General features: G+C 69.9%; 14 protein-coding genes and 1 tRNA gene. 7 read left to right on the top strand and 8 right to left on the bottom strand.

Features of this window, described 5'->3' with window-relative positions; genetic code table 11:
- The gene (locus BST38_RS22135; RefSeq protein ID WP_083145629.1) at nucleotides 1-780 is read left to right on the top strand and encodes an enoyl-CoA hydratase/isomerase family protein; all 780 of its coding nucleotides are present in this window, start codon (nucleotides 1-3) and stop codon (nucleotides 778-780) included.
- A 48-nt stretch (nucleotides 781-828) separates the two neighbouring features.
- Here the strand turns inward: BST38_RS22135 and BST38_RS29435 are convergent, their stop codons facing one another.
- A complete protein-coding gene (locus BST38_RS29435; protein WP_165761623.1) occupies nucleotides 829-981 on the bottom strand; it encodes a hypothetical protein in 153 nt (50 codons plus the stop codon).
- 129 nt (nucleotides 982-1,110) lie between these two features.
- On the opposite strand from BST38_RS29435, the gene BST38_RS22130 reads away from it, so the two are divergent.
- Entirely contained in the window at nucleotides 1,111-2,139 is a 1,029-nt protein-coding gene (locus BST38_RS22130) for a TerC family protein (RefSeq protein ID WP_083145628.1), read from the top strand.
- On the opposite strand, the gene nhaA is transcribed toward BST38_RS22130, so the two are convergent.
- The 4 genes from nhaA to BST38_RS22110 all read right to left on the bottom strand — a co-directional run bounded on the left by nhaA (nucleotide 2,133) and on the right by BST38_RS22110 (nucleotide 6,507).
- On the bottom strand, nucleotides 2,133-3,353 hold the full coding sequence (gene nhaA / locus BST38_RS22125) for a Na+/H+ antiporter NhaA (RefSeq protein ID WP_083145627.1): 1,221 nt from the start codon (nucleotides 3,351-3,353) through the stop codon (nucleotides 2,133-2,135). The genes BST38_RS22130 and nhaA overlap by 7 nt on opposite strands.
- A 75-nt stretch (nucleotides 3,354-3,428) precedes the next feature.
- On the bottom strand, nucleotides 3,429-5,123 hold the full coding sequence (locus BST38_RS22120) for a selenocysteine-specific translation elongation factor (RefSeq protein WP_083145626.1): 1,695 nt from the start codon (nucleotides 5,121-5,123) through the stop codon (nucleotides 3,429-3,431).
- Nucleotides 5,114-6,391: an L-seryl-tRNA(Sec) selenium transferase gene (gene selA / locus BST38_RS22115; protein ID WP_083145625.1), complete on the bottom strand. Its 1,278-nt coding sequence runs from the start codon at nucleotides 6,389-6,391 to the stop codon at nucleotides 5,114-5,116. The genes BST38_RS22120 and selA overlap by 10 nt, the downstream gene beginning before the upstream one ends.
- Before the next feature lie 21 nt (nucleotides 6,392-6,412).
- Nucleotides 6,413-6,507: transfer RNA gene (locus tag BST38_RS22110), tRNA-Sec, on the bottom strand.
- A 40-nt stretch (nucleotides 6,508-6,547) separates the two neighbouring features.
- On the opposite strand from BST38_RS22110, the gene selD reads away from it, so the two are divergent.
- Nucleotides 6,548-7,552, top strand: a complete 1,005-nt coding sequence (gene selD / locus BST38_RS22105) for a selenide, water dikinase SelD (RefSeq protein WP_110781863.1) — start codon at nucleotides 6,548-6,550, stop codon at nucleotides 7,550-7,552.
- Here selD and BST38_RS22100 read toward each other — a convergent pair.
- Nucleotides 7,549-8,373, bottom strand: coding sequence for a helix-turn-helix transcriptional regulator (locus BST38_RS22100; protein WP_083145623.1), 825 nt, complete (start codon nucleotides 8,371-8,373; stop codon nucleotides 7,549-7,551). The genes selD and BST38_RS22100 overlap by 4 nt on opposite strands.
- Nucleotides 8,374-8,450: 77 nt before the next feature.
- On the opposite strand from BST38_RS22100, the gene ilvD reads away from it, so the two are divergent.
- Nucleotides 8,451-10,295, top strand: a complete 1,845-nt coding sequence (gene ilvD, locus BST38_RS22095; protein WP_083145622.1) for a dihydroxy-acid dehydratase — start codon at nucleotides 8,451-8,453, stop codon at nucleotides 10,293-10,295.
- 3 nt (nucleotides 10,296-10,298) lie between these two features.
- Here the strand turns inward: ilvD and BST38_RS22090 are convergent, their stop codons facing one another.
- Nucleotides 10,299-12,020 carry an MOSC and FAD-binding oxidoreductase domain-containing protein gene (locus tag BST38_RS22090; RefSeq protein ID WP_083145621.1) on the bottom strand — a complete coding sequence of 574 codons (1,722 nt, stop codon included), beginning with the start codon at nucleotides 12,018-12,020 and terminating at the stop codon, nucleotides 10,299-10,301.
- 101 nt (nucleotides 12,021-12,121) lie between these two features.
- On the opposite strand from BST38_RS22090, the gene BST38_RS22085 reads away from it, so the two are divergent.
- The 3 genes from BST38_RS22085 to BST38_RS22075 all read left to right on the top strand — a co-directional run bounded on the left by BST38_RS22085 (nucleotide 12,122) and on the right by BST38_RS22075 (nucleotide 14,299).
- Complete coding sequence (locus BST38_RS22085) at nucleotides 12,122-12,826, top strand: haloacid dehalogenase type II (RefSeq protein WP_083145620.1); 705 nt, start codon at nucleotides 12,122-12,124, stop codon at nucleotides 12,824-12,826.
- Nucleotides 12,827-13,067: 241 nt separating this feature from the next.
- A complete protein-coding gene (locus BST38_RS22080) occupies nucleotides 13,068-13,673 on the top strand; it encodes a TetR/AcrR family transcriptional regulator (protein ID WP_083145619.1) in 606 nt (201 codons plus the stop codon).
- Between the two features lie 47 nt (nucleotides 13,674-13,720).
- Nucleotides 13,721-14,299: a TetR family transcriptional regulator gene (locus tag BST38_RS22075; RefSeq protein ID WP_083145618.1), complete on the top strand. Its 579-nt coding sequence runs from the start codon at nucleotides 13,721-13,723 to the stop codon at nucleotides 14,297-14,299.
- Here BST38_RS22075 and BST38_RS22070 read toward each other — a convergent pair.
- Entirely contained in the window at nucleotides 14,296-16,437 is a 2,142-nt protein-coding gene (locus BST38_RS22070; RefSeq protein WP_237160880.1) for an EAL domain-containing protein, read from the bottom strand. The genes BST38_RS22075 and BST38_RS22070 overlap by 4 nt on opposite strands.
- Nucleotides 16,438-16,594: the final 157 nt, after the last annotated feature.

Raw genomic sequence — 16,594 nt, 5'->3', positions numbered from 1 at the left:
ATGGCTGATCTGGAATACACCGTCGCCGACGGTATCGGGACGATCCTGCTGAATCGTCCGCACCGCAAGAACGCGTTCACCCTCGACATGCTCGATGCCTGGGCCGATGCGCTGCGTTCGGCACGCACCGACGAAGCGGTGCGCGTCGTGCTCGTCACCGGTGCCGGCGGCGCGTTCTGCGCCGGAGTCGATCTCGACGATTTCGCCGAGATCACCACGACGCTGGACCGGCAAGCGGTGCTGCAGAACCGGGTTCACCGGGTGGCCGCGGCGGCCTTGGACCTCGACAAGCCGCTCATCGCGGCCATCGACGGCGTCGCGGTGGGCGCGGGAATGGACATGGCGTTGGCGTGCGACATCCGCCTGGCCTCCACGCGTGCCCGGTTCTCCGAAGCCTATGTGCGGGTCGGGCTCATCCCCGGCGACGGTGGCGCCCACCTGTTGCCGCGCATCGTCGGCCAGGCCCGCGCGCTGGAGTTGTTGTGGACGGGCCGATTCGTGGAGGCGCAGGAGGCGCTGGACCTCGGGATCGTGCTGTCGCTGCACGAGCCCGAGGAGCTGGCGGCGTCTGCGGGTGAGCTGTGCCGGCGGCTGGCCGCCGGTCCGCCGGTCGCCATCCGTGCCATCAAGCGGTTGGTGCGCAACGGCGAACGGGTCGACTTCATGACCTCGCTGTCGATGGTCGCCGCCGAGCAGGCGGTGGTGCAGTCCACCCGCGACTCTGCCGAGGCCGCCGCGGCGTTCCGCGAAAAGCGCACCCCCGTCTTCACCGGCTCCTGATCATCACCGCGCTGAGGTAGCGGATTTTGCGCGCCGCGATGCGCCGGTCTATGTGTTGAAGTCCGGCAGACCGTTAACTGGAGCGGACTGTTCGTCGGCGACGTCGGCGTGCCGGTCCTCATCCCGCTTCGCCTGCTCCTGCACCTCGGCGGCGTGGCGCAGGTTGTCACCGGTGTTTTCCACGTGGTCGGGTGTCGTCACAACAACTCCTTGGATGCCCATTTCGTCCCGTCGTGATTCGACATACCCGTTTGCTGCCGCGACGTATCGGTAAAAAGGGAGCAAAGGCCGATCAATCTGGCCGCCTCACAGACGGGAGAGCGAACGCAAATGCTGGAGATCAGCGGGGTGACGTGGGGCGTGACGATCGGGGTGATCGTCGGGCTGCTCGCGGTGGATCTGATCCTGGCTGCGCTGCGGCCGCACCGGGTCGGATTCAAGGAGGCCACGGTGTGGTCGGTGTTCTACATCGCGGTCGCCATCGGGTTCGGGGTGTGGTTCGCGATGACCTACGGCGGCGATTTCGGCACCCAGTACTTCGCCGGCTACATCGTCGAGAAGAGCCTCTCGGTCGACAACCTGTTCGTGTTCGTCATCATCATGACGACGTTCGCGGTGCCCGAGGAACATCAGCACAAGGTGCTGACATTCGGCATCATCCTGGCGCTGATCATGCGGGCGATCTTCATCGCGGTGGGCGCGACGCTGTTGTCGCTGTTCTCGTTCATGTTCCTGCTGTTCGGTGTGCTGCTGATCTACACCGCGATCCAGCTGTTCCGGCACCGGGACGAGGACCCCGACGTCGAGAACAACATCATGATCCGGGCCACCCGCAAGATCCTGCCGATCAGCGACGAGTACGACGGCGGCAAGTTGTTGACCCGGCGTGAGGGCCGTCGGATGGCCACGCCGCTGCTGGCGGTGCTGATCGCGATCGGCAGCGTCGACCTGCTGTTCGCCCTCGACTCGATCCCGGCGGTCTTCGGTGTCACCAGCGAGCCCTACATCGTGTTCACCGCGAACGCGTTCGCGCTGCTCGGTTTACGGGCGTTGTTCTTCTTGGTGAAGGGTCTGCTGGACCGGCTGGTGTACTTGTCGACAGGGTTGTCGATCATCCTCGCGTTCATCGGTGTGAAGCTGATCCTGCACTGGGCGCACGTCGACATCAACCCGCAGATCCCGGAGATCAACACCTATCTGAGCCTCGTCGTGATCATCGGCATCCTGGCGATCGTGACGGTCGCCAGCCTGATCAAGACGCGCAAGGACCCGACCGCGAAAGCCCATCCCGGGTCGCTGCGCGCCACCCGCAAAGACCCTGCGCGACAAGACAAGCCGCAGACCGACGGCGCTCAGTGAGAGGTGCCGCGGGCATGGGTGCGGTTGCGCAGCCCCAGGATCGTGGCACCGAGTAGCGCCGAGATCAGCGAGCCGGTCAACACCCCGATCCGGACCTGGTCTGCCACGCTCCCGCTCGCGAAGGCGAGGTCTCCGATCAGCAGCGACACCGTGAAGCCGATTCCGGCCAGCAGTGCCACGCCGACGACGTCGACCGGGTGCAGCCCGGCCGCGGCACCGGAGAACCGGCGTACCAGCAGTGTGGCGCCTGCGATCCCGATGACTTTGCCGGCCACCAGGCCGACGATGATTCCGGTGGTCACGGGTTGGGCGAGCGCCTCGGTGAGGCCCGCGACGCCGCCGATGGTCACGCCCGCGGCCAGGAACGCGAACACTGGCACCGCGAAGCCGGCCGACAGCGGCCGCACGGAGTGCTCGTAGCGTTCGCACCACTGTGCCGCGGGCACGGTGAGGCCGAGCGCCACGCCGGCGATGGTCGCGTGCACCCCACCGGCGTGGACCAGCACCCACGTCGCGACTGCGACCGGGACAAGCAGCCACCACCTGGTGGGATGCCGCCGTGCGAGCCAGGCGAAGACGGCCAGCGGGACGAGCGCTGCCAACAGCGGCGCGAACGCCAGCGACCCGGTGTAGACGACGGCGATGATCATGATCGCGATCAGGTCGTCGACCACGGCGAGCGTGAGCAGGAAGACCCGCAGCCGCGACGGCAGGTTTCTCCCGACGACGGCGAGAACCGCGAGCGCGAACGCGATGTCGGTCGCCGCGGGGATCGCCCAGCCGTCGAGGGTGTCGGTTCCCGCGGCGGCGTTGATGCCGAGGTAGACCAGCGCGGGGACGACGATCCCGCACACGGCGGCGATGATCGGGACCGCCGCCCGGCGCGGGTCCCGCAGTTCCCCGTGGACGAATTCCCGTTTGAGTTCCAGCGCGACGACGAAGAAGAAGATCGCCAGCAGCCCGTCGGCCGCCCATGCGGACAGCGACAGCTCGAGCTTCAGCCACGACGGACCGAAAGTCCAGGCACGCAGGTCGTGATAGCCGCCTGACCACGGCGAGTTGGCCCAGACGAGGGCGGCGACACCCGCCGCGAGCAGGAGCACACCGCCGACGAGGTCCTGGCGCAGCGCGGTGCCGATCTTGGAAACCGCTGTGGGGGGCCGGTTCTCAGAGTTACCGGCAACTGGGGACGGCACGGTCGAAGCGCCTTGCATGCGAACACCTTTCGGGCAGGGATCAGTACCATGCCGACCAGGCTTCCCGGCGCGCCGTCCGGACAGTCTAGCAGGTCACCGGCCGCCGGCGCCGGCGACCGTGCGGGTACCGCTTGGCGACTTCGACGTAATCCGTTGCCTGTCAAGCAGTTCCAACAACGGGACCGCGACCCGGCGGGTGGTGTCCAGCGCGCGTTTGGCCTCGGCGACGGTGAACGGCTGAGCGATCCCGCGCAGCACGTCGGCGGCCCGGGCGACGGCGTCGGGCCCGAGCACCACGCCGTCGGCGATCTTGGTCAGCCGGCCAGAGCGCACCGCGGCGGCGAGCTCCTTGGCGCCCAACGCGAGCTCGGCGAGTTCGTCGGCGTCCGGTGCGCGGAACGGTTCGGCGGCCAGCCGGCCCTCGAGCACCCGCACGGCCCTGTCGACGCGCTCCGGCAACCGCCCGCCGGGACGGCGCACCCGGCCGTCGGCAACCTCAAGTCCGCTGCCGTCCAGCAGCGCAGGCACCAGGTCGGCGGCGGGCAGCCCGATCTCGCGGCGCAGCGTCTCCAGCGGCATACCCGCCGCGATGTCGTGCTGCGCCGACCAGTTCGCCACCGCCGCCGTCAGCTGTTCGCGCCGCTGCGCCCACCACCGCGGGTCGACCGTCCACTCCCCGACCCGCAACCCGGATTCCCGGAATCCCATGGCGCGCAATTCGTCCGAGCGCGCGCACTCCGGTGGCGGGGCGGCCCCGGTGGCCAGTACAGCGGCCCGGTCGCGGGCGGCGCCGCGGCGGCGCAGTGCGGGCGGGCGCACGTCGAGCACTTCGACACCCGCGGCGATCCGTTTCTCGCCCGGATCGCGCAGCACCCCGATGTCCCCGATCCGCAGCGGCAGCGGACGGGTCAGCCGCAGCCGCGCCGCGGCGTCGCCAAGCGGCCGCACGTGCACCGGTACCGCCGCCGACCCGATGTGCAGCACCAGCTGCTCATGCAGCTTCCCCGCCTCGCGCAGCGCGACGTCGATCTCCACGGTCGTCCGCCACGCGCCGGGTGTGCGCAGCGTGTCACCGCGGCCCACCTGGTCGCGGTCGACGCCGCGCAGGTTCACCGCGACCCGTGCGACCGCCGCCACGGCCGTCTCGTCGCGGCCCAGCGACTGCAGTCCGCGGACGGTGACGCGCCGGTCGCCGCAGTCGAGTTCGTCGCCGACCCGCAGCGTGCCCGCCGACAGGGTGCCGGTCACCACGGTGCCGGCGCCGCGCATCGTGAACGAGCGGTCCACCCAAAGCCGCACGTCGGCGTCGGTGTCGGGCGCGGGCAGCCGGTCGGTCAGCGCGGCCAGTTCCGCGCGAATCCGGTTCTGGTCGGTGCCGACCGCGACGGCCGCACCGGGGAGGCGTTGCCGCAGGTCGGCGATGACGGGTGCCGGGTCGGCGAGGTCGGCCTTGCTGACGACCACCAGCAGGTCGCGCACCCCGAGTGCGCGCAGCGCGGCGAGGTGCTCCTCGGACTGCGGCATCCAGCCCTCGGTCGCGGCGACGACGAACATCGCGGCCGGTACCGGGCCGACCCCGGCGAGCATGTTGGTGACGAAGCGTTCGTGGCCCGGCACGTCGACGAACGCGATCTCGCGCCCGTCGATCGTCGTCCACGCGAAACCGAGGTCGATGGTCAGCCCGCGGCGCTTCTCCTCGTCGAGGCGGTCCGGCCACATCCCGGTAAGTCGGTGCACCAGAGTCGATTTCCCGTGGTCGACATGTCCGGCGGTCGCGACTACGAACATGCCCGGACGGCCTCCACCAGTGCGTCGTCGTCCTCGGGTGCGACGGTGCGCAGGTCCAGCAGGCAGCGTCCGCCCTCCAGCCGCCCGACCACGGCGGGCTCGCCGACGCGCAGCGCGGCGGCGTAGTTCTCGGGCAGGCTGACCGCCGCGCTGGGCAGTTCGACCCCGGGCGCGCCGCCCCCGCCGACCGCGGCGACGCAGGGGACCGCGGCGGCGTCGGGCAGTTGGGCGGCGATCCGCTCGGCCCGCGCCCGCAGGTCGGCCGGGTCGGCGTCCAGGGCCTGCGCGACCGGAGGGGGCGGGCCGGTCAGCGTCGCCTCCAGCGCGGCGAGGGTGAGTTTGTCGACGCGCAGCGCCCGCGCGGCGGGGTGGCGGCGCAGCCGCTCGATCACGTCGGCCGCACCGAACAGCAGCCCGGCCTGCGGGCCGCCGAGCAGTTTGTCGCCGCTGGCGGTGACCAGGTCGGCGCCGTCGCGCAGCACGCTCGTCGCATCGGGTTCGTCGGGCATCAGCGGGTGCGGGGTCAGCAGCCCGGAGCCGATGTCGACGATCAGGGGCGCGCCCAGGTCGGCGAGCTCACGCACCGACACCCCCGAAGTGAAGCCGCTGACAAGGTAATTCGACGGGTGCACCTTCAGGATGAACCCGGTGTCGGGCCCGATCGCGTCGGCGTAGTCGCGCAGGTGGGTGCGGTTGGTGGTGCCGACCTCGCGGATTCGGGCGCCGGTGGACTCCATCAACGCGGGCAGCCGGAACCCGTCGCCGATCTCGATCAGCTCACCGCGGCTGACGATCATCTCCTTGCCCGGCGCCAGTGTCATCGCGGCCAGCAGCAGCGCGGCGGCGTTGTTGTTGACGACGTGCACGCCGCCGGCGGTCGGGACGGCGGCGGCCAGCGCGGCCAGCGCCCCGCGTCCCCGCTTGGCGCGCCGGCCCGTCTCCAGGTCGAACTCGACGTCGGTGGCACCGCTGGCGGTCACGATCGCGTCGATCGCGGCCTGCGACAGCGGCGCGCGGCCGAGGTTGGTGTGCACGACGACACCGGTCGCGTTGATCACCGGCCGCAGGCTCGCCGCGCCCGACGGCAGCGCCGCGACGGCGTGGTCGGCGACCTGGTCGGGGGTGATGTCGCCGCTGCGGGCCTTCTGCTGCGCGTCGGCGATCACCCGTTTGACCAGCGCCCGGCCCAGGGTGCGCTCCGCTTCGGCCAGCCGCGGGTCGGCCAGCAGCGTGTCGGTGCGCGGCACCCGCCGCCGGGGGTCCGTCATGGGCGAATTCGTCGTGGAATATGGCGGAGGCGGACGGGAATCGAACCCGCCAGCGACAGCGACTGCCGCTCAGCGATTTTGAAGATCGTGCCGGTCACCAGACCGAATACGCCTCCCTGACCCATGGGCCCATCATGACAGGGCAGCATGGAAGCCATGGCCACCCTGGAGAGTTTCCGCCTGACCCAGTACGCGCACGGCGGCGGCTGCGCGTGCAAGATCCCGCCCGGGGAGCTGGAGGAGGTGGTCCGCGGCCTGACCCACGCCCGCCCAACAGACCCGCTCGGTGAGCTGCTGGTCGGGCTCGACGACGGCGACGACGCGGCCGCGGTGCGCATCGACGGCGGCACCGCGCTGATCTTGACGACGGACTTCTTCACCCCGGTCATCGACGATGCGTACGACTGGGGGCGCATCGCGGCGACCAACGCGCTGTCCGACGTGTACGCGATGGGTGGGCGCCCGGTGGTGGCGGTGAACCTGCTGGGCTGGCCGCGCGACACGTTGCCGTTCGAGCTGGCCGCCGAGGTGCTGCGCGGTGGGCTGGACGTGTGCGGGGCGGCGGGCACACACCTGGCCGGCGGGCACAGCGTCGATGACCCCGAACCGAAGTACGGCCTGGCCGTCACCGGCATCGCCGACCCGGCGCGGCTGCTGCGCAACGACGCGGGTAAGCCGGGGGTGCCGCTGTCGCTGACCAAACCGCTCGGGATCGGGGTGCTCAACAGCAGGCACAAGTCCACCGGGGAACGGTTCGAGCACGCGATCGACGCGATGACGGCGCTGAACGCGCAGGCGTCGGCGGCCGCGCTGCGGGCCGGGGTCGAGTGCGCGACGGACGTCACGGGTTTCGGCTTGCTCGGGCATCTGTACAAGATGGCCCGCGCCAGCGGGGTGACCGCGGTGATCGACGCGGCGGCGGTTCCGTATCTCGACGGGGCCCGCGACGCGCTGGCCGCCGGGTATGTCAGCGGCGGCACCCGGCGCAACCTCGACTGGGTGGCCCCGCACACCGACCTGTCGGCGGTCGGAGAGGACGACGCGCTGCTGCTGGCCGACGCCCAGACCTCCGGCGGGCTGCTGATCGCCGGCGAGATCCCGGGTGCGCCGGTGATCGGTGAGCTGGTGCCGCGCGGCGAGCACACCATCGTGGTGCGCTAGTCCAGGAGGCGCCGAAGCCCTTCGGCCGCACCGGAATCGGGCACCGGCAGGTACGCGACGATCTGGATGTCGGGCACGTCGACGGGCGCCACCTGGTGGTGTTCGAGACGTAGCTCCCCGGCCACCGGATGCCGGAACAGCCGTTCGCGGGAGGTGAATCGCTCGATGCTCGTCGCCTGCCATGCCGCGGCGAAATGCGGGCTCTGCTCGGACAGGCGCGATACCAGCGCGGTGTAGGACGGCTCCCCGACCCGGGGGCCGGCGTCGGCGCGGAACTCGGCCAGGAAGCGGCGGCTGTCGCTGTCCCAGTCCGGGAGCAGCTCACGGATGTACGGGTCCATGAACACCAGCCACAGCAGGTTGCGGTCGGCCGGGTCGACGCGCTCGATGTTCGGGTACAGCGCGGCGTAGGCGGCGTTCCACGCCGCGATGCTCCAGTCGGGGGCCAGCGCGAACGCCGGATAGCCGGCCAGCGCGTCGAGGAAGCGCTGGATGTGTGGGGGCAGCGGCCCGCCGGAGCCGGCGTGGTCGACCGCGTAGCCGCCGAGGGCCAGCACGTATTCGTGTTCGGCGGGCGAGAGCCGCAGCGCCCCCGCGACCGCGTCGAGCACCTGTTTGGACGGGTTGATGTCGCGGCCCTGTTCCAGCCACGTGTACCAGGTGACGCTGACCCCGGCCTGCACGGCCACTTCCTCGCGGCGCAGCCCGCCGGTACGGGCCCGCGGCGCCGGCGGTAGCCCCAGCTCAGAGCGCACCACCGCTTTGCGCCGCGCGCGCAGGAACTCGCCGAGGGCGAGCCGCTGCTGCGCGCGTTTGTCCACGAGCCGAGACTAGTACCCGCACTACTAGTATCAGCGCCGTCTTCCGACTGACACCCAAAGCGACGAGCCTAGACGTCATGGCGGAATTGCGGTCTCGTACGGTCACCCACGGTCGGAACATGGCGGGCGCGCGGTCGCTGCTGCGCGCGGCGGGCGTGGACAGCGCCGACATCGGCAAGCCGATCATCGCCGTAGCCAACAGCTTCACCGAGTTCGTGCCCGGCCACACCCATCTGCAACCGGTCGGGCGCATCGTGTCGGAGGCGATCAAGGCCGCCGGCGGGGTGCCGCGCGAGTTCAACACCATCGCCGTCGACGACGGTATCGCGATGGGCCACGGCGGCATGCTCTATTCGCTGCCGAGCCGTGAGTTGATCGCCGACTCGGTCGAGTACATGGTCAACGCGCACTGCGCCGACGCGATGGTGTGTATCTCCAACTGCGACAAGATCACCCCCGGCATGCTGATGGCCGCGCTGCGGCTGAACATCCCGACGGTGTTCGTCTCGGGCGGGCCGATGGAGGGCGGCACCGCGGTGCTGGTGGACGGCACCGTGCGGACCCGGTTGAACCTGATCACCGCGATCGCCGATGCGGTCAACACCGAGGTGTCCGACCCGGACCTGGCCCGCATCGAGGAGTCGGCGTGCCCGACGTGCGGTTCGTGTTCGGGCATGTTCACCGCGAACTCGATGAACTGCCTGACCGAGGCGCTCGGGCTCGCGCTGCCGGGCAACGGGTCGGTGCTGGCCACCCACACCGCGCGCCGCGCGCTGTACGAGAAGGCCGGCGAGACGGTGATGGACCTGTGCCGCCGGTACTACGATGAGGACGACGCGAGCGTGCTGCCGCGCGCGATCGCCGACCGCGACGCGTTCGACAACGCGATGGCGATGGACATCGCGATGGGCGGCTCGACGAACACGATCCTGCATCTGCTGGCCGCCGCCCGGGAGGCCGAGCTGGACTACACGCTCGAGGACATCGAGAAGCGCAGCCGCCAGATCCCGTGTCTGTGCAAGGTCGCCCCGAACGGGCATTACCTGATGGAGGACGTGCACCGCGCCGGCGGTATCCCGGCCATCCTGGGCGAGCTGTGGCGTGGCGGGCATCTGCACGAGACCGTGCACTCGGTGCATGCGGGATCGCTGCCAGAATGGCTGCGCCGCTGGGATGTTCGCGGCGGGCAGGCGAGTGCGGAAGCTGTCGAGTTGTTTCATGCCGCACCCGGCTGCGTGCGGTCGGCGACGGCGTTCAGCCAGTCCGAGCGCTGGGAGTCGCTGGACACCGACGCCTCCGAGGGCTGCATCCGCGATGTGCGCCACGCCTATTCGGAGGACGGCGGGCTGGCGATCCTGCGCGGCAACCTGTCCCCCGACGGTTGCATCGTCAAGACCGCGGGCGTCGACGAATCGATCTGGAAGTTCTCCGGTCCGGCCGTGGTGGTCGAGTCGCAGGAGGACGCCGTCGACGCGATCCTGAACGGGCGGGTGAAGCCCGGCGACGTCGTCGTGGTTCGCTACGAGGGCCCCAAGGGCGGCCCGGGTATGCAGGAGATGCTGTATCCCACCTCGTTTTTGAAGGGCCGCGGGCTGGGCAAGGTGTGCGCGCTGGTGACCGACGGGCGGTTCTCCGGCGGTTCGTCGGGCCTGTCGATCGGGCACGTCTCCCCGGAGGCGGCCGCAGGCGGCACCATCGCACTTGTCGAGAACGGTGACCAGATCACCATCGACATCCCGCACCGCACGATCGCGCTCGACGTCGCCGACGACGAACTCGACCGGCGCCGTGCGGCATTGGAGGCCGCGGGCGGATACAAGCCGCTCAACCGCGAGCGGGTGGTGTCGGCGGCGCTGCGCGCGTACGCGGCGCTGGCGCTGTCGGCCGACAAGGGCGCCGTGCGCGACGTCGACGCGATCTGAGCTTCAGAGATCGAGCACGACATCCGTCGTCGGCACCGCTGAACAGATCAGCACCGAGCCCGGCGGCGGAACCTCCAGGGGCTGTTGGACGTAATCGGTGTCCCCGGACATCACGTCGGTGACACAGATGTGGCAGACCCCGCTGCGGCACGAATACCGGGTCGGGACGTCGCAGGCTTCCGCGAACTCGAGCAGGCTGGTGAAGCGCGGTGACCAGGGCGCGGCCAGTCCGCTGCGGGAGAACGTCACCGCGGGGCCGGTTCCCGGCTCTCCGGCCGGTGCGTGCGGCGGGGCGAGCGGCGGCGCGCCGACGACACCGGGATTGATCGGTGACCGTGCGCCGAACGATTCGCTGTAGACGACCGCCGGCGCGGTTCCTGCGGCGACCAGCGCCTCACGCATCTGCTCCATGAAACCTGTTGGGCCGCAGATGTAGACCGCCGCCCCGGTCGGCAGATGCATCGCCGCCAGGGTGTCGGCGCTCAGCCGGGGCCCGTCTGCGGTGTACACGTGGTGTTGCACCGCGGACGGCAGCGACGCGATCAGTTCGTCCACTTCGTCGGCGAACGCGTGCGAGGCACGGTCCCGGGTCGTGTGCACCCAGACCACCCGGCGCGCAACCCTGTGCGCTGCCAGCTGGTGCAGCATCGCCAGCACCGGTGTGCACCCGATGCCGGCCGACAGCAGCACGATCGGCTGCTCACCGTCGGACAACACGAACTCACCGCGGGGCGCCGCCGCGTCGAGCATCGTTCCCGCCCGCACGTGGTCGTGCAGCCACCCGCTCAGCAGACCGTGCGCGTCGCGTTTGATGCTGATCCGGTAGCTGCCGTCGGCGAAACCGCCTGAGAGCGAATAGCTCCGCAGCGGTGCGGGGTCACCCGCCCCCGGCACCCTGATGGTGAGGTACTGACCGGGTGTCGCCGCCGGGAGCGTGGCGCCGTCGCCGGATTCCAGCAGCACCGAGAGCACGTCGGCGGTCTCCCGGTGGGTGGCGGCCACCCGCAGCGCGCGAAAACCGTTCCACCCCGGCGCGTGCACTGGTTCGGGCGGGGTGAGCAGTTCCCGGAACGACTGCACCCAGCCCGGGCTCAGCGCGGGGATGTCGACGGCCTTGCGCAGCGTGTCGACGTCGCGATCGGGGAGGTAGAGCAGGGCATCGACGGCGGCCACCGAGAGAGCGTGCCGGCCGCGCTCGATCAGCAGGATGTCGTCACCGGCGGATACCGGACCCTCGGTGAGCACCCGCAGATAGAAACCCGGCCGGTGATGGGCCACCAGCAGATTCGGCATCGCCGGCTCCCCCAAACGCATCCCGACCCGGAAGCAGGTCACCCTCGGCTGCGTCACTTCGAACACGGCGTCGCCGATGCGATAGCGATCCCCGATGCACACCTCGTCGTCGGGCAGCCCGTCGACGGTGAAGTTCTCCCCGAAGCTGCCCGGGGTGAGGTCGTCGCGGCCCAGGTGGAGCTTCCAGTGGTCGTAGGCCTGCGTCTGGTAGACGAGCACCGCGCGGTTCTCGCCGCCGTGGCCGTTCAGGTCGCCTTGCCCGTCCCCGTCGATGTTCAGCCGGCGCACCATCGCCGGTCCGGCCGTCGGCTGTTTCCAGATCCCGGTGTGCACCTGGCGACCATTCCACGAAACATCCTGGGGCAAGCCGACATTCACCGATACCAACTGGCCGACCCGCGCCGTGTTCTTCAAGGCCGCCACCGCCGTCATCGACCCGGATGTTCGGCTCAGGCTACGACCGGGAATCGACGCGGTCAACAGTGGCCGGCGTAGGCTTGACGACGGTTGACCGCGGCGCCGGGAAGGATTCCATGACCGGAAACGACCGAATGACCGGAAACGACCGACCACGGGTGCTGGTCTTCGACGTCAACGAGACCCTGCTCGACATCGAGGCGCTGACCCCGGTGTTCGAGCGGGTCTACGGTGACCCGGCGGTGATGCGGGAGTGGTTCAACCAGCTGGTGTTGTACTCGATGACGTTGACGCACACCGGTTCCTACGTCGACTTCTTCACCCTCGGCCGCGCCGTCGCCCGGATGCTCGGCGACATCCGCGGTCGCGAGGTCACCGATGCTCAGTTCGACGAGCTCGCCGCGGCGATGGCGGCGATGCCGGCGCATCCGGACGTGGCACCGGGCTTGCGGGACCTCGGCGAGAGCGGGTTCCGGCTGATCGCGCTGACCAACTCCCCGACCGGCCCGAGCCGCCCGAGCCCGCTCGACAATGCCGGGCTCGGCGGGTTTTTCGAGCGCCAGTTCAGCGTCGACCCGTGCCGGGCGTTCAAGCCGGACCCGCGCGTCTACCGCCGGGTCTGCGAGGAACTCGCCGTTGACGCGGCGGACTGCGTGATGGTGGCCGCGCACGTGTGGGACACCCTCGGCGCGCAGGCGATCGGGATGCGCGGCGCGTTGATCACCCGGCCCGGCAACGCCGTCCTGCGGGCGGACGGCATCGCCGCACCGCATGTCGTCGCCGACGACCTCGTCGACCTGGCGCGTCAGCTCCAAACCTGAGGAGAGTAGCGCCGGTTCTGGTGATCCGCCCCCTGCCCGACCACCAGAACCGGCGTGCCCTCCCCCTGTCGCCCAACCCCTCGGTGGGCGGAGCGTCGCGGCCCGTAACGCGGGTTATATTACAGAAACAACTTTGTTCTTGAAGAACGAATCAGTTTTTCGGCCGCTGCCGCCGGCGCCCCGGAAAGCGCCGCTGAACTCGCCCTATACTTCGGTGTCAATCAGCGGCTAAGGAGGCGGCATGGCCGAGCGGCTCGCATCCGGCCGGCACCGCCTCAGCCGCGACGAGGTCACCGCCCACCAGAAGCAGCGGCTGTTCAAGGCGCTCGTGGCCGTGATGGGGACCAAGGGCTTCAACAACACCTCGGTCGACGACATGATCAAGCACGCCGGGGTCTCGCGCGCAACGTTCTACCAGCATTTCGATTCCAAGCTGGACTGCTTCATGGCCGGTTTCGCCGATATGCAGCGCCACGCCATGACGGCCATCCAGGCGGTACCGGCCACCGGGACCCCGATGGAACGCTTCGGGGTCATGCTGCACCGATATCTCGGCTTCATGGCGCTCGACCCCCGCGTCGCCCGGCTCTACCTGCTGGAGGTGTACGCCGCCGGGCCGGAGGCGATCCGCCGCCGCGCCGCGCTGCAGCAGGAATTCGTGGCCGGGGTGGGCCGGGTGTTCAAGGCGCGCAGCAAAGCTGATCGGTTTGCCTGTCAGGCCCTGGTGGCCGCGGTCTCCGCGATGGTCACCACCGCGCTTATCGACGACAATCCGGACGCGATCCTCGCCTTGGAGGCGCCGGTGCTGAAGTTCGCTGAGCGAGCACTGCGGGCGGGTCCGGGCTGACGAGGGCGGGTTTTGGTTAACACGGCTATCTGAGGGACACTGGCCCTGTGCCAGAACCGGAACCGCAGGGGCTGCGGGAGCGTAAGAAGGTTCAGACACGTCTGGACATCAAGCGCGAGGCGTTCCGGCTCTTCGACAGGCAGGGTTACGCCAACACCACCGTCGAGCAGATCGCCGAAGCGGCCAACGTCTCGCCCCGCACGTTCTACCGCTACTTCGGGGTCAAGGAAGCCCTGCTGCTGTCCGACGACCACATCCCGCCGATCATGGAAGCGTTCGCCAACGCGCCGGCCGATCTCCCGATCATCGAGGCCTACCGGCACGGCGTCGCCACCTTCTACGCGTCGCTGAGCCCTGAGCAGCGCGCGGCCGCCATCGCCAGCGAGCGGATGCTGTACGAGATTCCCGAAGCCCGGGGACTGCTCTACTCGTCGTACGTCCGGCTGATCGCCCTGATCACCGATGCGCTCAAACGCCGGCCCGACGCGCCGGCCGACGAACTCGAACGGCGGGTGATCGCCGGCGCGATCGTCGGCATCCTGATAGCCGCGTCGCACGACAACCCGGTGCCCGATTCCGCGCTGGACGAGATGCTGACGATCTTGGCCACGCGTCTGACGCGCTAGTCGCGCCGCCGCGACACTCCCAGCCTGCGGCGTACCCGCGGACGCCGGCGCCGCTGCTCGACGACGGCATGGTCGGCCAGATCCAGCACGTCGTCGATCGAGCGGTCGTCGCCGGCCCGGTGCGCCGCGACGCCGACGGTCAGCACCACGGGCTCCTCGACGCCTCCGGCGAGCGGGATCGGTGAGCCTTCGACCGTCGCCACGATCTGATCGGCCAGGCAATCCAGCATGCGGGCGTCGGTGCGGGGGGTGACGATCAGGAATTCGTCGCCGCCCCAGCGGGCCACCAGGTCGAACGGTTGGACCGCGGCGTGCAGCCGGTCGGCGACCTCGACCAGTAGCCGGTCGCCGGCGTGGTGGCCGTGCCGGTCGTTGACCGACTTGAACCGCTCGATGTCGCAGAACAGCACCCCGTACCCGGCGCCGTCGGCGTCGAGTTGTTCCAGCCGGGTCCACGCCGCCGACCGGTTCGCGATCGCGGTGAGCGGGTCGGTGGTGGCGCGGCGGGCCAGTTCGGCTTCCCGCACCCGGTCGGCGGTCACGTCGACGATCTGAGAGACGAAGCAGCGCGGTTGATCCCGGGGCGCGTGCACCAGCACCGCGGTCAGCGCGCACCACACGACGCTGCCGTCGGCGGCGATGTAGCGCTTGTCGATCCGGTACGACCGGCGCCGGCCGTCCAGGCATTCGTTGACCAGGGACAGGTCCAGATCCAGGTCGTCGGGGTGGGTGATGTCCTGAAAGGTCATCTGCGACATCGCCCGTCGGCTGTAGCCGAGCATCGCACGCAGCGCCCGGTTGGTGCGCAGGAACGATCCGTCGAGGCCGACGACGGCCATCCCGATCGGCGAGTGGGCCAGGGCGAGCTCGAAGCGCCGCTCCCCCAGCAGGTCGACCGGTGCGTCGATGGGATCGACCGGTTCGGCGGTGGCCAGCGCGGCGGGGAAACCGTGTTCGTGCGATTTGGGGCGGCTCAGGAAAAAGCCTTGCGCCCAGGAGATCCCCGCGGCGTTGACCGCGTCGAGTTCGCTCTGGGTTTCCACGCCCTCGGCGATCACCATCGCGCCGATCTGGCCGGCGAAGTCGGCGATCGCGTGGGCCAGGCGGCGGCGGGCGTCGTCGACGTCGATGTGGCGGATGATCGAATGGTCGATCTTGACGAACTCCGGTGCGAGCTCGAGCACGTGGGAGAACGACGCGAACCCAGCGCCGACGTCGTCGGCGGCCACCCGCACCCCGTGGGTCCGGCAAGCTTCCAGCGCGTCGTCGAGGGCTGCGTAGTTCTGTACGGCGTCGTGTTCGGTGATCTCCAGGACGATGCGGGCCGGGTCGACGTCCTGCAGCAGCTCGCTCCACGGGGCCGCCATCGCCGCGGCAGGCGACACGTTGATCGCGACGAACACGTCGGGCGGCAACTGCGGCATCAGCGCCAGGACGCGCCGCACGATCGCCATCTCCAGTTCGATGCCGAGCCCCATCTGGGCGGCCTGTTCGAAGAAGGCGTCGGGGCGGAACGGTTCGCAGTGGAACCGCGAGAGCGCCTCGACTCCGACCACCTTGCCGTCGGTGACGTCGTGGACCGCCTGGAACACCACTTCGAAATCGCTCTCGGCGACGACGCGGCGGATCAGGTGGCGGCGGTCGACGGAGTCGGACCGGTGCCCCGGGGTCTCGATCAGCGTGCCGATCAGTTCGGCGACCTGCTTGACGAGTTTCAGATCTTCTTCGCCGAGATAGGGTTTCGGCTCGCCGCTGACCAGGCAGACCATCCCGGCGGCGCCGGTGTGACCGGTCACCGGAGCGCCGACGTAGGCGGCCATTCCCGCCTTCTGCGTGACCGCCAGCGCGGCGGTGGTCTCGTTGGCCAAGGTGTCGGGCACGATGTTGGGCAGCCGGCCGTCGATGACGCGCACGCAGTAGGTCTCCGACAACGGCATGCGTTTACCCGTAGTCAGCCCGAGTGATTCGGCGTCGCCGTCGAGGACTTCGATGGTCTGGGTGCCGTCCTGAAACGAGGACAGCCAGGCGGTGTCGAGGCCGAGACGCTGGCGCAGAATGCCCAGCAGGGTGCGCACCAGGTCACCCGACACCCCGGGCTGATCCCCCATGAGGCGTTCGCCCGCCTCATTGACACGCATAGCAAAGGATCATAAACCGACCTTTACATTCAGCGCTCCTGTTCGGTGTCGTTGAATAAAGTGAGGCAGCCTGCAAAAATCCGGCGGGCACGATCAGTTGCTTCGCTGAATGGATAGACAGCCCGCTCCCAGGTTCCCGAACAGGGCAAATTCGACG

The organism is Mycolicibacterium parafortuitum, from assembly GCF_002086815.1.
GTDB lineage: Bacteria > Actinomycetota > Actinomycetes > Mycobacteriales > Mycobacteriaceae > Mycobacterium > Mycobacterium parafortuitum.
This window is presented reverse-complemented; position numbering and strand designations above follow the sequence as displayed.

Bases quoted from the DNA above. Each gene is read 5' to 3' on its own strand.
- BST38_RS22135 (WP_083145629.1), top strand. From the start codon at position 1: ATGGCTGATCTGGAATACACCGTCGCCGACGGTATCGGGACGATCCTG.
- BST38_RS22130 (WP_083145628.1), top strand. From the start codon at position 1,111: ATGCTGGAGATCAGCGGGGTGACGTGGGGCGTGACGATCGGGGTGATC.
- nhaA (WP_083145627.1), bottom strand. From the start codon at position 3,353: ATGCAAGGCGCTTCGACCGTGCCGTCCCCAGTTGCCGGTAACTCTGAG.
- BST38_RS22120 (WP_083145626.1), bottom strand. From the start codon at position 5,123: ATGTTCGTAGTCGCGACCGCCGGACATGTCGACCACGGGAAATCGACT.
- selA (WP_083145625.1), bottom strand. From the start codon at position 6,391: ATGACGGACCCCCGGCGGCGGGTGCCGCGCACCGACACGCTGCTGGCC.
- selD (WP_110781863.1), top strand. From the start codon at position 6,548: ATGGCCACCCTGGAGAGTTTCCGCCTGACCCAGTACGCGCACGGCGGC.
- ilvD (WP_083145622.1), top strand. From the start codon at position 8,451: ATGGCGGAATTGCGGTCTCGTACGGTCACCCACGGTCGGAACATGGCG.
- BST38_RS22090 (WP_083145621.1), bottom strand. From the start codon at position 12,020: ATGACGGCGGTGGCGGCCTTGAAGAACACGGCGCGGGTCGGCCAGTTG.
- BST38_RS22085 (WP_083145620.1), top strand. From the start codon at position 12,122: ATGACCGGAAACGACCGAATGACCGGAAACGACCGACCACGGGTGCTG.
- BST38_RS22080 (WP_083145619.1), top strand. From the start codon at position 13,068: ATGGCCGAGCGGCTCGCATCCGGCCGGCACCGCCTCAGCCGCGACGAG.
- BST38_RS22070 (WP_237160880.1), bottom strand. From the start codon at position 16,437: ATGCGTGTCAATGAGGCGGGCGAACGCCTCATGGGGGATCAGCCCGGG.